The organism is Heyndrickxia sp. NPDC080065, from assembly GCF_050281185.1.
GTDB lineage: Bacteria > Bacillota > Bacilli > Bacillales > Bacillaceae_C > Heyndrickxia.
Map to the genome: position 1 here is coordinate 140,840 of NZ_JBNNWS010000015.1, position 14,788 is coordinate 155,627.

The following is a 14,788-nucleotide window of genomic DNA, read 5'->3' on the forward strand; positions in this document are numbered from 1 at the left end:
GTTTTCCCCCTTGTTCAAATTATATAAAACTTAAAGGATGGTACAGAATTTAAAATATTTAAAAAATTATTATGGTATTTTATATTATAAGCCAGTAGTTTAATTTATGAAAATGTGTAGTACTTGAAATATTTGTTTATTCCATCATTTATAGGGGGAGGCTTAGTAGATATTTTTTATGAGAGTAATCTTTTTTCGATTTTTGTAGTACAATAAAATAGATTTAAGACTATTTTTTTAAGGAGTTTTTGCAAGGTGAAAGTAATAAATAAAATATTTAACCATTATTGGAGCCCTTATGTCGCCATCGGTATTGCAGGTGTACTAAGTGCTCTCTATTTTGGAATCACCAAAACCGTTTGGGCGGTTACTGGTGAGTTTACGAGGCTCGGCGGGCATATTTTACAACTCTTTGGTGTGGATATTTCTGATTGGGCTTATTTCAAACTAATACATATGCAAGGAACAACCTTTAGCCGAACTGATGGCTGGATTGTTTGGGGGATGCTTATTGGTGCGCTTATCATGATTTTGATAAGTAATAGTTTTAAAATTAGAATACCCAAGCAAAAGAGAAGGTTGGTTCAAGGTCTCATCGGAGGAATTATTGCTGGATTTGGTGCACGATTAGCTCTTGGTTGTAATCTTGCCGCTTTTTTTACAGGTGTACCGCAATTTTCGCTCCATTCCTGGATTTTTATGATTGCAACGGCAATAGGAACTTTTATAGGTACAAAAATTGTAAATTTAAAATGGTGGAAAGGTAAACCAGTACTGCAAAAGGGAAATACAGCCAAGCTTTTGAATAAAAACCGTCGAATTCAACCGTACATTGGCGGACTTATTGCGATTATCTATATTGGAATTATTATTTATCTCTTTGTAACGGATAAAACGATGCTCGGAGTAGCAGCAATATTTGGAGCGGCTTTTGGTATTTTAATAGAAAGAGGGCAAATTTGTTTTACCTCTGCTTTTCGTGATTTATGGATCAGCGGGAGAGCTACTATGACGAAAGCTATTCTTGTAGGAATGGCAATCAGTTCCGTGGCAACTCTGATCGTTATTATCGTTTATGGATTAGAGCCTGTGACGAAAATAGCAGCACCAAGCACCTTTATTGGCGGCTTGCTATTTGGATTGGGAATCGTATTAGCAAGTGGTTGTGAAACTGGAATGATGTATCGTTTGATGGAGGGGCAAGTTCACTATTTGATGGTATTTATCGGGAATATCGTTGGTGCGACAGCACTTGCCTATGCTTGGGATCATCTTGGGGTTTACAATCTGCTTGTAAAAAGCGGCAAACCAATTAATCTCATTACAGCAATGGGACCAACAGGTGCACTCATCATAACACTTACTCTACTAGTAGTAAGCTTTATCATCGCTGCCTATTGGCAAAAAAATTATCGTTTTGAGGTTGGATTTAAGAAAGGGGATCATAAGCATGTCCATTGATTTTACACTAGATATTAGAGGAGAATCCTGTCCATATCCTGTCATTTATACATTAGAAACGTTAAGGGATTTGGAGAATGGAAAAATACTGCAAGTAATAACTGATTGCCCATCATCCTTTAGAAATGTTCCGGAGGAAGTAGTGAAACACGGATATCAATTAGCGCAAGATCCAGTGAAAAATGGGCAGGAATATCTTTTTTATATCATTGCTTAAGGTCCTGTACCTAAGAATAGCCTTCACATTTATTGTGGAGGTTTTTGTTTTGACTTTTGGGATTAGTAGGAAGGTGCTAGTTAAGGTATTAAATTGTGAAAATGAAGAATAAATATAAAATAACTTTATGAATAAGCTGTTAAAACGAGTACTTAATGATGGTATTAATTATAGGCTTTTGTAAAATAATGTTATTGTTGCGGTAAAGTCATTCGTGGAATGTTTTGTCTAGATATACTCCGTATTAAAATAGCTTTAAACATGGCCGGCAGATCACTTATTGAACAAAAAGTATAAACAAAGAATTATGATATAAAAAATAAAGGATATGTGAATGAATGGGAATTTTTCTTATTGTTTTATCATTATTAGCAATTATCGGACTTTCTAATATTGTGAATCATCTTGTGCCATATATTCCCGTGCCGCTTATTCAGATCGCTTTAGGCATATTAATTGCGGTAATTCCTTTAGGAATACATATCCCTATGGAGACAGAATTATTTTTAGTGCTCTTTATTGCACCTTTGCTTTTTAATGACGGGAGAAATGTACCGAGGTCAGCATTATGGAAATTAAGGGTTCCAATATTATTACTTGCACTAGGGTTAGTATTTGTAACGGTTATTGTGATTGGCTATTTAATACATTGGCTTATTCCTTCGATACCTCTTCCAGCAGCGTTTGCATTAGCAGCTATATTGTCACCGACAGACGTGGTAGCAGTTAGTGCGATTTCAAGCAGGGTTAATATACCTAAAAGCATTATGCACTTGCTTGAGGGGGAGGGGTTAATGAATGATGCATCAGGGCTAGTTGCTTTTAAATTTGCAGTGACAGCAACTGTTACAGGTGTTTTCTCGCTCGCAAATGCAAGCTTGAGTTTTTTAGTTATTGCCATCGGAGGTTTTCTTGGCGGAGCGATTCTAGCTTTTTTCATTATTCAAATCAGGGTTCTTATTCGTCGTTTTGGGATGGAAGATGTAACAATCCATATGCTTATACAAATTCTTACTCCGTTTGTCATTTATTTGGTTACTGAGCATTTTCATCTTTCAGGAATATTAGCTGTTGTTGCAGCGGGAATAGTCCATGCAATTGAGAAGGACCGGGAAAAATCTCCGACTTTAGAATTACAGGTCGTTTCGAAAAGTACATGGACAGTGATTTTATATATTTTAAATGGTTTAGTGTTTGTTTTACTTGGTTTACAAATTCCGAATGTAGCAAGTGAAATTTTTAAAGATCCACTATTTAATAATTTTGTAGTGATGAAATATATTTTGATCATTACTTTCGCATTATTGCTCCTTCGTTTCATTTGGATCTATCTATCTTGGTGGATTGGTTGGAAATTGGTTAAGAAAAAGAAAATTCTAAAACCATATCTTAGACCAATTGGGATTACTACGATTTCAGGTGTTAGAGGAGCTGTAACATTAGCGGGGTCGTTTTCGATTCCTTTTTTACTAGCTGATGGGAGTCCATTTCCTGAGCGCTCTCTAATCATTTTTATCGCAGCAGGAGTAATATTAGTAACTTTAATCATCGCGAGCATCTTCCTGCCAATGATTGCAAAATCAGCTGAAGAAAAGGTAGATAGTGAAAGAAAAGAAATGGAAAAGAAAGCATTTATTCAAACGAAAGTAGCAGCTATACGGGCAACCGAGGAAATGATAAATGATGTGAATCGCTCTGCTGCTTTATCTATTATTTCAGATTATAACCAGAAAATAAGTCAGTATAAATATGAAAGTGCCGATGCCAACTTGCGTAAGAAGGAAGAAACTGAAATTAGGATTAGGGCACTGGAGGCAGAGTCTTCATATATTACGAAATTGATAAAAGAAAGACGGATTGATCGTGAAACAGCTTATATTGCTAAAGAATATATTCGTCGAATGGAAATTGCTATTACGAACAAAATTAAATATAGGGTTTTCGTTTTATGGACGTTGATAAGAAAAATCTTGTTTCGAATAGTACAGATGTTTGTCCCAAATAAAAAGATATTAGACAAAAAACGGAATATAATACGAAGCATCATCTACTTAAAAAAGAATATGGCTGAATCAGCTATTCAAGATCTGAAAAATGGATTAACTTCTCATAATAAAAATATTACTTTTCTTGTGATAGGAGAATATAATGAACTCCTTACTAATTTAAAATTGCATAATAATGCTAGTGCCGCTAAGGAGTATGAACGTTTAAAACGTGAATTGCAAGGTAAGGCCTTTCAAGCCGAACGAGATGAAATTCAAAAGATGTATGAAAAAGGGCAAATTACCGCCGATATTGTTAAAAAGGTACGACAAAATATTAATATACGAGAAGCCTATTGGATGGAAAAGAACAGTTTACATGGGTAATCTTTTAGTGATTGACTTCATTTTTAAGTTGATTCACTAGAATTTTTTATCCTATTTGGTTATTAAAAGGATTGATTCTTTGATACAAATCAAAATGAGGGCGGCTCATAATTATTTGGATTTAAATAATTATGGGTCGCCCTCGTTTGTCGATATTTCATTTACTTGGCAAAGAATTAGATTGTATAACCTTCTTTTGTAAGGATTGGAATGTTTCCTTTTCATAGAAAGCATCTGCCCGTTGCTGTATTTCATTTAACATATTGCCATTTTCCATTAGCGTTTCTTGTATACGATCGATTAATTGAAGAGCATTTTTCCCAGTGATTTGCATGGCAACTCGTTCAAGTAGAACTTTTGCATCAACCGAGAATTTTTCAGCAAAACTATGACACATTACTATATTGATTCGAAGTGCCTCAGAGTATTCACTTGTAAATGCCCGACGTATACATCCCCGAACACCAGCATAACCATATGAAATTTCGGATATAGCCCGATAAAAAAGAATCATACCATCTGCATGACTGGATTCTGGGTGCACCCTAAGTTCACTTACTAATGAAGTTAATCTCCGTATCACTGGTTTAGCTGACTCCATTGCTTTCCACCATTCTAACAAACGATATTTCTCATCCTCACTCATAGTCATAGGGTTAGTATTTAGCATCTATATTTCCCCCTTTTACTATTATTAAAGACGTGGGATCGCTTGTATATTTTCGATTCGTGCACGTATGATCTCCCATTCTGGACCTAAAAGAGCTTTACCGTGTTTTATAGCTTCCTTGATCATTTCTGCAATTTGAAGATTTAAATATCGACTTATCTCAACTAAATTATAGACATTTTGATTTGCTTCCTTTACAACTAATTCAAAATTAGGGCTTAATTGTGCTTCACTAATACGAAGTGTATCAAGGTCAAAAACAAGCATTTCTTTTGCAAGTGAAATAAATTCCCCTTTGCGTAGGCGAATAATTGTTCCTTGAACTGCATCAAAGCCGTAACCTATATCTGCGACAGTAGCATGGTAAGGATTGAGGCCAGGTGCAATCCTTAATGATGGAATAGATCGAAAACCAGTAGTTATGGAACATACTACTTCTTTTGCAGCCATTCCTTTTTCCAAGGCTGCATAAATGGCTTCAAGATAAGTGCGGCTGTGGTAAGAGTTCATATCAATAGTGGTCGAAGTCAAGGCGGTGTCCCTCACTTATTTTTATATGTTAGTGAAACAGTGCCCTAAAACTTAGTTTCCCTAATTGCTAGGACTAGTATTGCCGCTATATTTGTGCGTATGTGGATGGGATCCGTTCACTGTCGTTACTCCACTGAATTTATGATAGTGTCCTCCATCAGGTAAGGGAATGGCAGGGCCGGTTACACCTCGAATTTCATGTTTATGTCCATCATCAAAGGAAGTGATTGTAAAGTATTTGTGAGTATGCGGCACTCCACTAGGAGCAGGTTCAGTTGTACCAGCATAACGATGCTCATGCCCAACATTGAATGAGGTTACTCCTGAAAAGTGATGCTTATGAAGCGGCCTGCCATCCCATGAAGTAAGATATAAAACGTGAGAGTGCTCCGAATCCATATTAGAACCAGGTGAATGAATAATAAAACCAGTGATAGGTATTTCCATGATGAATTTTCCACCTTTCCTATTTTTATATATCAAAATTACAAATTTCTTTATCTGTTTTTCACAAAATCATATTCCTAATTATATTTTTTAGACCAAAAGACAAGGTTTTTTCGGCAAATTACCATTTATAGGCTAAAAAAGTAAAACATCGATAAGTTTGCAATAGATCACCTTATATCTATTTAAATAAGGAAATAGAACTATTATTTCGACAAATATTACAGTGGTTCTGTTCTTTTATAAAGAATTAATATCAAAATTAACTGTTTTTTATTGAATACTGGAAAAAAATGAATGTAATCCATTACAAAAGGAGCATATACTGCGATTAGCTAATATATTGTTGTCGAAAGATGAAGATTGCGTCCTGGTAAATTTAGAATATAATGAAAATTACAAACGCCAAAAGGAGGTCATTTAATGACAATTAAAAAAGGATTATTTGCTGGTGCCCTAAGTCTAGCATTGTGTGCATCAACAGTATTTGCAAGCGGGGCTAGTGTGGGACAAGCCCAAACAGTTGAAAAGAAATATTTAATAGTTTTTAAAGACGAGACAAAATTACCTGCTGGTTATGAAGATTTACTAAAGAAAGCTGGCGGCCAGGTTCATCAGAATCTAGAAAAGCTAGGAGCTGTTGAGGTTTCCTCTAGCAATCCAAATTTCCTGAAAGAAGTGAAAAAGTCTTCAATTGTGTCTGAAGCTAGTGTAGAAAGTAAAATTATTGCTGAGGATCCAGAAATAGAGGCAACATTTTCCTATGATGAGGTCGCAGCATCTAATGCTGACCTATATGAACAGTTACAATGGGACATAAAACAAGTAACGAATAATGGGGAGTCATGGAATCTTCCTGGTGGAACAGGGAAGTCAGCATCTGGTGACGATATTGTCGTTGCAGTTATTGATACAGGAATTGACTATACCCATCCAGATTTAAAAGCAAATTATGCTTACGGGAAATCGTTTGTACCAGGTTATCCAGATGCGAAGGACCAAAATGGTCATGGAACCCATGTAGCTGGTTCAATTGCGGCAAAAGGGAGAACAATGGGAATAGGGCCTGATCTTAAAGTAGCTTCTTACCGTGTGTTTGGACCTACTGGAGAAGCAACTACAGCTTCTATTGCTGAAGCATTAATGACTGCTGCTGATGATAATGTCGACGTAGTAAATATGTCATTAGGCGGCTATGCTTGGTATCAGGATCCGGAATTTACGACAAAAGACATTGTTGCTGAAGAGCAAATGTTTAATCGAGCAATAAATTATGCAATCAAAAAAGGAGTTACGGTTGTTGGATCCGCAGGAAATAATGCTGTAGATATTAGCAGTCCGGGAAAACTTTCAGGTGATGATAAGGGTGCAACACACAGAAGTCCGAGTAACCAAAATTTGATCAGAGTTTCTGCTGGAGGACAATTGAAAAATCTTGCCTATTACTCTAATTACGGAGTGGGTAAAATCGATGTAATGGCTCCAGGCGGTGATTTAGGACCTAACTATGATCCTGAGACAGGGATAGGCAGAGATAATTCTTACTTATGCTTAGCTACGGTACCAGGGGGTTATGGTTACAAAGCTGGGACATCCATGGCTGCTCCTAAAGTTGCAGCACTTGCAGGTGTAATCATTGCAAAGTATGGAAAAGATAAACTTAATCCTTCACAAGTAAAACATATTATTTTGAAATCAGCTGATGATATTTTCAAACCAGGTTATGATGAAAAGTCTGGCCATGGTTTAATTAATGCAGTCAGTGCATTAAAATATAAATAAAGATCAAAACAAAGCTATCGGAGGTTTCGATAGCTTTGTTTATTGTTTAATTAATAGAACGACTTTGTATTCAAATTAATTTTAATCGACCGGTCTTGGTCCAGCATCCTTACCAGTGTTTTCTATTGTCAATATTGGACGAACAGATATGTCACTGCTTACACGAACCTGACAAGATAAACGAAGATGATCCTCTATACCATTATCATAAATCGCCTTTTTCTCAATAATTGTTAAATCACAAAATTCACCTGCTAACATTTCTACTCTGCAGGTTGTACATTTCGCATTTCCTCCACAACGGTGTAAAATATTTATTCCATTATCCTCTAATGCTAAAACTAGCTTTTTCCCTTCTTCAACTTCAAAGGTCCCTTGTCCTGGAACAGTAACCTTTGGCATTTTGTGATACCTCCATATATAAATTATGTTTTTTACATAGTTTTTCCTTCTCTATTGTTCCTTAAACTAAATAATGAAATAAAAAGTAATAGAAATGACTAATTTGCGGTAAATTATGAAAGGATTGACATTATCGCGAATTATAAAAACTGCTGCATAAGAAGTTTTTTAAAAATATTTTATGAATATGTGTATGTGAATCTTAAAAACATCATCATATAAAAAATGTTTAGAGGTGTAGATTGTTGCAGATTCAAAAAATGAATAAAGAACAAAAGCTTATTATCTTCGCTTTTCTAGTATTGACTTTTTTTGTATTCCCATTATTCATACTAGGGGAAAATGCACATATACGTGTCCATGACAATCTGGATTCTAATCTTTCTTGGTATACAGTTTTAGCTAAAAGCGGCCAATTAACAGGTCCTACTAATGCTACAATTGCACAAATTATTAATGGAAACTTATCTAGAAATGCATTTGGTACAGAATTTAGTTTAATTGTATGGCTTTATGCCCTATTCCCAACGATGATTGCTTATGCTCTAAGTCAGACGATAACAAGGTTCGTCGCATTTATAGGTATGTTTTTATTATTAAAAAAGCATTTCCTGCCGGGAAAAGGCTGGGAGATAATCAATATTGGCACAGCACTTGATTTCGCACTAACCCCATTTTGGCCATCAGGGATGTTAAGTACACTAGGAATGCCGCTTGCACTATGGGCTTTCCTTAATATCCGTAAAGGGGAGGGATTGTTGAAAAATTACTTAATACTTACTCTTATCCCTTTTTATTCGAGTGTTGTGTTAGGATTTTTCTTTTTTCTTTGTGCAATGGGGATATTTTGGATTGTCGATGTGATCAGGCAAAGAAGATGGAATTGGCGCTTCTTGTTTTCAATCGCTTATATGTCAATTGTCTATTTAATAGTTGAATATAGACTCGTTTTTTCCATTTTGTTTGGTGAACCAAATAGTAGGGATGAATATTTTCATACTAGATTGTCCTTTTGGCATTCAGTCCAGCTTACCTTTAAAAATTTCATTCTAGGTCATAATCATGTCATGACTGTCCATACCTTTGTTATTTTGCCTGTCATGTTGTTAGCTTTATTTTTTGTTGTTAAGAAAAGCTTGTGGAAACAAGAAAAGACCTTTATTATTTTGTTCTGTTTGAATTTCGGATTATCTGCCTGGTACGCATTCTGGTTTTATAAAGGGTGGCAACCGCTAACTGAACGCTTTCATTTTCTTAATACGTTTAACTTTGCTCGTTTCCATTTTTTAAGACCGCTTGTCGTATATTTACTGTTCGCTTTGTCGCTAAAAATACTCTATTTTTGTGGAGAATTCTCGAGAAAAGCAACAGCTGTTCTTGTCGTCTTACAGCTTATAGTTGTTTCATTGTTTAACGAAGAGATTATTTTTCACGATAAACCATCGGTTAAGCAATTTTTTGCAGTAGAACAATTTAGTGACATAAAAAAACATATTAACTTGCCCCAAGATGAATATCGTGTAGCAAGTATTGGAATTCATCCGGCAATAGCACAGTATAATGGTTTTTATACTCTGGATACCTATAATAATTTCTATCCGTTAAGCTATAAATATCAATTCAGGGAAATTATTGAAAAAGAGCTCGCCAAAAATAAAACAATTAAAACGTATTTTGATGAGTGGGGTGGACGGTGTTATGTATTTACTGATGAACTTGGAAAACATTATATGTTTAATAAAAATTCAAAAAAGAGGTTAAAAAACCTTGAACTTAATATTGAACCTTTTAAGGCGATGGGCGGCAGATATATTTTTTCGGCAGTTCCAATCGATAATGCATCCGAAAATAGTTTGGAATTAGAAAAGGTTTTTGAATCAAATAGTTCTGTATGGAAAATATATCTTTATAAGGCAATATAGCATCAAGTGAAATGATCTTTTTTTCAAATGGGAAATAAATATACGTTAAATGTATTTCGACTTACTACCATAAAAATTTAGTTATACAGAAAATATGATGTTGGAGCGGTCTATCATGTCAGACCTAATCGAAATATTAATTCGATCTGTTTTTGCATTTTTTCTATTTATGATTATTGCTCATTTTCTTGGTAAACAAACCATTTCACGAATGACATCGCATCATTTTATTGCTGCAGCTACATTTGGATCCATTACTGCTAATCTTGCGTTTAACATTCGAAATGAAGCATGGCAGGTTACTGCAGCGATGATTATTTTTTTCATCTCTGCTTTTATATCTAGCGTTATTTCTTTAAAATATCGAAACGCTAGAAAATGGTTATCCGGGAAACCGACTGTTATCATTGAAAACGGAAAAATTTTAGAAGAGAATTTAGGTAAGATTCGGTTAACAATGGATACATTAAATCATGTGTTACGGCAAAAAGATATTTTTGATATTAATGAAGTTCAATTTGCTATTGTTGAACCAAATGGAGAGTTATCCGTTCTTAAGAAACCTGATTACCGCTATTTAACGAGAAAAGATATCGGATTGTTCTCGTCAGAAGGTAACCAATTTCCTATTGAGCTCATTATGGAACGAAAAATGGTTGAGCAAAATTTAACTGACAATGGATTAACGAAAGAATGGCTGATAACTGAACTTTCGAAAAGAGGATTTAATCTTTCGGACGTATTTTATGCAGTAAAGGGTACAAATAATCACTTGTATTTTGATCTTTACAAGGATCGTATTTCATCGCCAATTGATAAAGAAAAATAGGAAATTTATATTACACAAATCCGTAAAATTAAGAGTTCATAGTCTAAAAGATTGGGAATCACGGTAATTTTCACCTCTATTTTATAAATGTTGGATTGAATATGACAAAAATATAGGTATAAAGTCATAGTTGTGCTTTGTTTGTAATGTTGTTCATCAAACTAAAAAGAAATGTAACTGTATTGTTCTGTAAGATGGGTGATTGCCATGTTAGAGTGTTACCATATGAATTTTCAGGAGGTAGCATCCATGAAAAAAACTTACATTTTTAAATCACTCGTTGTAGCTTTTGCAGCTACATTCGGATTTATAGATATACAGAATCTTTCGGCTGAGGCAGCTACAAACCATCAAGTAGTTAAGGGAGATAGCCTGTGGAAGCTCGGACAACATTATGGTGTAACTATTGATCATATAAAAAAAGAAAATAATCGATCAAAAGATTGGATATATACAGGAGAAAAATTGCAAATTCCTAATAAAAAGAAGGGATCAGCTAAACATTCATCTAATAATAAAACAGAAACTCGCGACAAAGATAAAGTTTCTATTTCAAATGCAGAGAAAGATTTATTATCTCGTTTAGTTGAAGCAGAGGCAAAGGGTGAATCTTATAAAGGAAAAGTAGCAGTTGCAACCGTTGTCTTAAATCGAGTAGATTCACGTGATTTTCCGAATTCAGTTACAGGTGTTATTAAACAAGTTGTTGGGCATAGTTATGCTTTTTCACCTGTTCAAAATGGAGCAATTAATAAGCATGCATCAGATGAGGCAAAACGTGCCGTTGATGAAGCTTTAAAGAGAACAGATCGTTTAAATAATTCGATTTATTTTTATAATCCTGACATTGCAACAGATAATTGGATTCGTTCTCGTAAAGTAGTAAAGACAATTGGCCACCATGTATTTGCAAAATAATGAATTAAGAAGGCTGCTTTTAAGGTCTCTTATTAGCGGATGAAATTTTTAAGGACAGACTTCACAATTGTTGAAGCTGTCTTTTTTCATTTTATAGATATATTGCTGATACATTTGATGTTTACCTGTTATTGAATGAACACCACCGTTTTAACTGTTAAAAGATTCTGTAAACTAATTTGTTCGAAATTTTAAAAGATGGTAAACTAAATAAAAACAGGTCGTGGCAGAATGGAAACTAATATTTTAGAAGTGATTAATTTAAAAAAAGTAATTGGTGAAACTTCAGTTTTACAAAATATTTCCTTTAGTTGTAATGAACATACCGCTCTAGCTATTTGCGGGAAAAACGGTTCAGGAAAAAGCACTCTGTTAAAGATCTTGGCAGGAATTTATGAACCAACAAGCGGGAAAATCATAAGAAATACAAGGAATATAGGGTATGTTCCAGAACACTTTCCGGAGAATTTGCAATTTAGAATGAAAGAATACTTATACTTGATAGCATCCTTTCATGGTAAGTCTAATCAGCAAATTGAATCTGAAATTTCTAAGTATATCCACTTATTTGGAATAGAGTCATTTCTTGATACACCCCTCAAACAATGCTCTAAGGGTACAAAGCAAAAGGTAGGGTTAATTCAAGCTCTTCTTATGAAACCAGACCTTCTTCTTTTAGACGAACCAATTACAGGATTGGACACTGCATCACAACATAATCTCATTCATCATTTAGAACAGCTGAAAAAACAAGTAACCATCATTTTCACCACACATGAAGATGTAATGATAGACAAACTAGCTAATCAAATATTAAATATAGAATCTGGAGAAATGTTATTCAATAAGGAATCTCAAGAAGTAAAAAAGATAATCAAAGTGAAATTTATTGATAAAGAGATTTTTAAAGAACTAGATTTGCATAAAATTTATTACGATGGAAAAACGGCTATGCTTACGGTTAACGCAGCAATAAGTGATCAAATATTAATTCATTTATTAAATAAAAAATGTTCTGTGCTTGAGGTCAGTGAAAAGAGGTAAGTATGACTGGGTTTATTCATTATCAATTTAAAAGTTATATTCGTTCATTAAAAATAATCCCTCCGTTAACAGTATTTACAGGATGGGTGATTATATTGTACATCTATAAAGGTCTCCCTATTTTAAGCAGTTACGCAATCACAAGTATTGTCTTGTATTTAGTGATGACTTGGGTGGTTATAGGTGTTTTTTCAATTGAGGAAGAAGCCGAGAAATATATTTTATTTGTTCAATTAGGTAGTAAATATCGATTTTTATGGGGAAAATGGGCTGTTTGCATAATGATCGCATTCGTATTGTCATTGTATGCAATTATTTATCCAGTACTAATGAATAATTTCAAAGGGCCAATAATGACGATACATATCGCACTATCATTCTATAGCCATATTTTTTTGGCTTTGTTTGGCATTTTAGTGGGTTCGTTTTTCTCAGTTACTTCACTTGCTTCAAAAAAATATTCGTGGTTGCTTGCAATGCTCGTGATGGTTTTATCGATTTCTTATGAGAGAATAGTAGAAAAAGCAGTAATTTTTAAGTGGTTGTTTATCCTCTTTCCACCGATTGTTAATGTGACGAAATATTTAAGTAGGGACGATACAATACATATTGGCAGGGATTTCTGGGTGTATTCAGGTTTAGCATTTGTATATATGGTTGTTTGCATGATAGTTGTTGTAAAGATGTTTTTGAGGAAGGAAAAATAGTGCTTCATAACTAATTTAATAGAAGCCTATAAATGGTATAATATGAACAAATATTTAGAAAGTATTTTACAATCATAACTATTTATATTCTTGGAGGATTTATGGAACTGGATAAACCTAGGGTTTTTATTGGATCAGCAAGGGAGTCCATTGAATATGTAAATGCAGTTCATGCAGCACTTAGTTATTATGCTGAAGTTACTCCTTGGTCTGCTGGAGCATTTAAACCGTTAAACTATACGATGGAAGATCTCGAAACACAATTAGATCAAAATGACTTTGCTGTTTTTATATTTTCCCCTGACGATATTGTCAATATGCGTGGGAAAACCTCAGTTATTACACGAGATAATACTTTGTTTGAAATGGGACTTTTTTGGGGAAGATTAAGACGAGGTCGAGTTTTTTATTTAATTCCAAATACAGTACCTAAGTTGTTAAACGATACAGATATCGAAGGTTATCATCTGCCTTCAGATTTAATTGGAATATCTGCCTTGACCTATGAAGTTCGTGATAATCAAAATTTTGTTGCTGCAGTGAATGTAGCATGTGGTTATATAGCCCAACAAATCAAAGAACTAGGTCATTATGAAGATCCAGCATTACTTTTAGAGGAAGCAAGACTAAGACAAAAAGAGAGAGATGCAATAGCCCTTTTCACCTTAAAATTAACAAAGGAGCTAATTTATTACGATCACACAAAAATATATGAATACTTATCAGATTCACTCAGAAGTGTTTATGCTATTCATCCACTATTCAGTTTAGATGGTGTTGGAGTTTGGAAAAAAGAAAATAATGATGGATTAAGACATGTTGCAGGAAAAGCAGGATATATTGATTTTTATCCATTTAGCATAAATGATAACAAAAAAGAAGACGATGATAATAGGATTCTGGTTGTAGATAGCTTTTTAAAAGGGGAAGAATTAGTCCTTCTAACAAAGGATCACTTGTTTAAAACTTATTTAATATGCTATCCTATAGGTAATGAATTGGTTATTACTGTATCTATATCCGGTTCAACACTTTTATCTGATGATGAAATAGAAACTCAAATCCTTGCTAACTATGATTTGATGAAAACAATAAATTATCTTTTTGGAGGTGCTTCTCGATGACTAGATTTATAAATCCAGCAATTAATAGAAAAATTTCTAAAAAGGATTCATACAAACTTGGTGAGCCTGTTGTTGGTCTGAAGGCAGTTGCACCTGTAAAAGGAAAAGAACAAGTCGGAGCGGTTGTGTATAAACGTAAAGCCAAATATGGAGACCTCTTCGAAAATTTTGCATAAGAAAAAAACACTCTTCAATTGTACTGCACCCCAATTGTTAGACACCATTTAACAATTGGAGGTGCTTTTATTATGGCTAAATTTACAATCGAAGAGAAACTGACAGCGGTAAAACGATATATAAATGGTATAGAAAGTCAACAGAATATTGCAGATTCTATAGGGGTGGATAAGGCTGTTTTTCTA

General features: G+C 34.2%; 15 protein-coding genes. 11 read left to right on the plus strand and 4 right to left on the minus strand.

The features are described 5' to 3' along the window. Nucleotides 1-255: 255 nt before the first annotated feature. The 3 genes from yedE to ACQKP0_RS18580 all read left to right on the plus strand — a co-directional run bounded on the left by yedE (nucleotide 256) and on the right by ACQKP0_RS18580 (nucleotide 4,050). Entirely contained in the window at nucleotides 256-1,461 is a 1,206-nt protein-coding gene (gene yedE / locus ACQKP0_RS18570) for a selenium metabolism membrane protein YedE/FdhT (RefSeq protein WP_427407315.1), read from the plus strand. Next, a complete protein-coding gene (yedF, locus tag ACQKP0_RS18575; RefSeq protein ID WP_427407316.1) occupies nucleotides 1,451-1,678 on the plus strand; it encodes a sulfurtransferase-like selenium metabolism protein YedF in 228 nt (75 codons plus the stop codon). Before yedE ends, yedF begins: the two co-directional genes overlap by 11 nt. Nucleotides 1,679-2,016: 338 nt before the next feature. Beyond that, nucleotides 2,017-4,050 carry a Na+/H+ antiporter gene (locus ACQKP0_RS18580; RefSeq protein ID WP_427407317.1) on the plus strand — a complete coding sequence of 678 codons (2,034 nt, stop codon included), beginning with the start codon at nucleotides 2,017-2,019 and terminating at the stop codon, nucleotides 4,048-4,050. Nucleotides 4,051-4,207: 157 nt separating this feature from the next. Here ACQKP0_RS18580 and ACQKP0_RS18585 read toward each other — a convergent pair whose 3' ends face one another. The 3 genes from ACQKP0_RS18585 to ACQKP0_RS18595 are packed head-to-tail and all read right to left on the minus strand — an operon-like array spanning nucleotide 4,208 to nucleotide 5,698. Then, nucleotides 4,208-4,720, minus strand: a complete 513-nt coding sequence (locus tag ACQKP0_RS18585; RefSeq protein WP_427407318.1) for a hypothetical protein — start codon at nucleotides 4,718-4,720, stop codon at nucleotides 4,208-4,210. A 24-nt stretch (nucleotides 4,721-4,744) separates the two neighbouring features. After that, the gene (locus ACQKP0_RS18590; RefSeq protein ID WP_427407319.1) at nucleotides 4,745-5,251 is read right to left on the minus strand and encodes a hypothetical protein; all 507 of its coding nucleotides are present in this window, start codon (nucleotides 5,249-5,251) and stop codon (nucleotides 4,745-4,747) included. Between the two features lie 60 nt (nucleotides 5,252-5,311). Continuing rightward, a complete protein-coding gene (locus ACQKP0_RS18595; protein WP_427407320.1) occupies nucleotides 5,312-5,698 on the minus strand; it encodes a YmaF family protein in 387 nt (128 codons plus the stop codon). A 423-nt stretch (nucleotides 5,699-6,121) separates the two neighbouring features. Between ACQKP0_RS18595 and ACQKP0_RS18600 the strand changes: the two genes are divergently transcribed. Then, nucleotides 6,122-7,480, plus strand: a complete 1,359-nt coding sequence (locus tag ACQKP0_RS18600; RefSeq protein ID WP_427407321.1) for a S8 family peptidase — start codon at nucleotides 6,122-6,124, stop codon at nucleotides 7,478-7,480. A gap of 81 nt (nucleotides 7,481-7,561) precedes the next feature. Here ACQKP0_RS18600 and ACQKP0_RS18605 read toward each other — a convergent pair whose 3' ends face one another. After that, on the minus strand, nucleotides 7,562-7,882 hold the full coding sequence (locus tag ACQKP0_RS18605; protein ID WP_427407322.1) for a 2Fe-2S iron-sulfur cluster-binding protein: 321 nt from the start codon (nucleotides 7,880-7,882) through the stop codon (nucleotides 7,562-7,564). A 260-nt stretch (nucleotides 7,883-8,142) separates the two neighbouring features. On the opposite strand from ACQKP0_RS18605, the gene ACQKP0_RS18610 reads away from it, so the two are divergent. The 7 genes from ACQKP0_RS18610 (at nucleotide 8,143) to ACQKP0_RS18640 (ending at nucleotide 14,602) form a co-directional block, all read left to right on the plus strand. Further along, entirely contained in the window at nucleotides 8,143-9,804 is a 1,662-nt protein-coding gene (locus ACQKP0_RS18610) for a DUF6044 family protein (RefSeq protein WP_427407339.1), read from the plus strand. Between the two features lie 115 nt (nucleotides 9,805-9,919). Continuing rightward, nucleotides 9,920-10,633, plus strand: coding sequence for a DUF421 domain-containing protein (locus ACQKP0_RS18615; protein WP_427407323.1), 714 nt, complete (start codon nucleotides 9,920-9,922; stop codon nucleotides 10,631-10,633). Nucleotides 10,634-10,882: 249 nt separating this feature from the next. After that, nucleotides 10,883-11,551 carry a cell wall hydrolase gene (locus ACQKP0_RS18620; protein WP_427407324.1) on the plus strand — a complete coding sequence of 223 codons (669 nt, stop codon included), beginning with the start codon at nucleotides 10,883-10,885 and terminating at the stop codon, nucleotides 11,549-11,551. Between the two features lie 231 nt (nucleotides 11,552-11,782). Next, nucleotides 11,783-12,595 carry an ATP-binding cassette domain-containing protein gene (locus tag ACQKP0_RS18625; RefSeq protein ID WP_427407325.1) on the plus strand — a complete coding sequence of 271 codons (813 nt, stop codon included), beginning with the start codon at nucleotides 11,783-11,785 and terminating at the stop codon, nucleotides 12,593-12,595. 2 nt (nucleotides 12,596-12,597) lie between these two features. Then, entirely contained in the window at nucleotides 12,598-13,302 is a 705-nt protein-coding gene (locus ACQKP0_RS18630) for a hypothetical protein (RefSeq protein ID WP_427407326.1), read from the plus strand. Between the two features lie 101 nt (nucleotides 13,303-13,403). Next, nucleotides 13,404-14,426, plus strand: a complete 1,023-nt coding sequence (locus ACQKP0_RS18635; RefSeq protein WP_427407327.1) for a nucleotide-binding protein — start codon at nucleotides 13,404-13,406, stop codon at nucleotides 14,424-14,426. Continuing rightward, nucleotides 14,423-14,602, plus strand: coding sequence for a hypothetical protein (locus ACQKP0_RS18640; RefSeq protein WP_427407328.1), 180 nt, complete (start codon nucleotides 14,423-14,425; stop codon nucleotides 14,600-14,602). The genes ACQKP0_RS18635 and ACQKP0_RS18640 overlap by 4 nt, the downstream gene beginning before the upstream one ends. Nucleotides 14,603-14,788 lie beyond the last annotated feature (186 nt).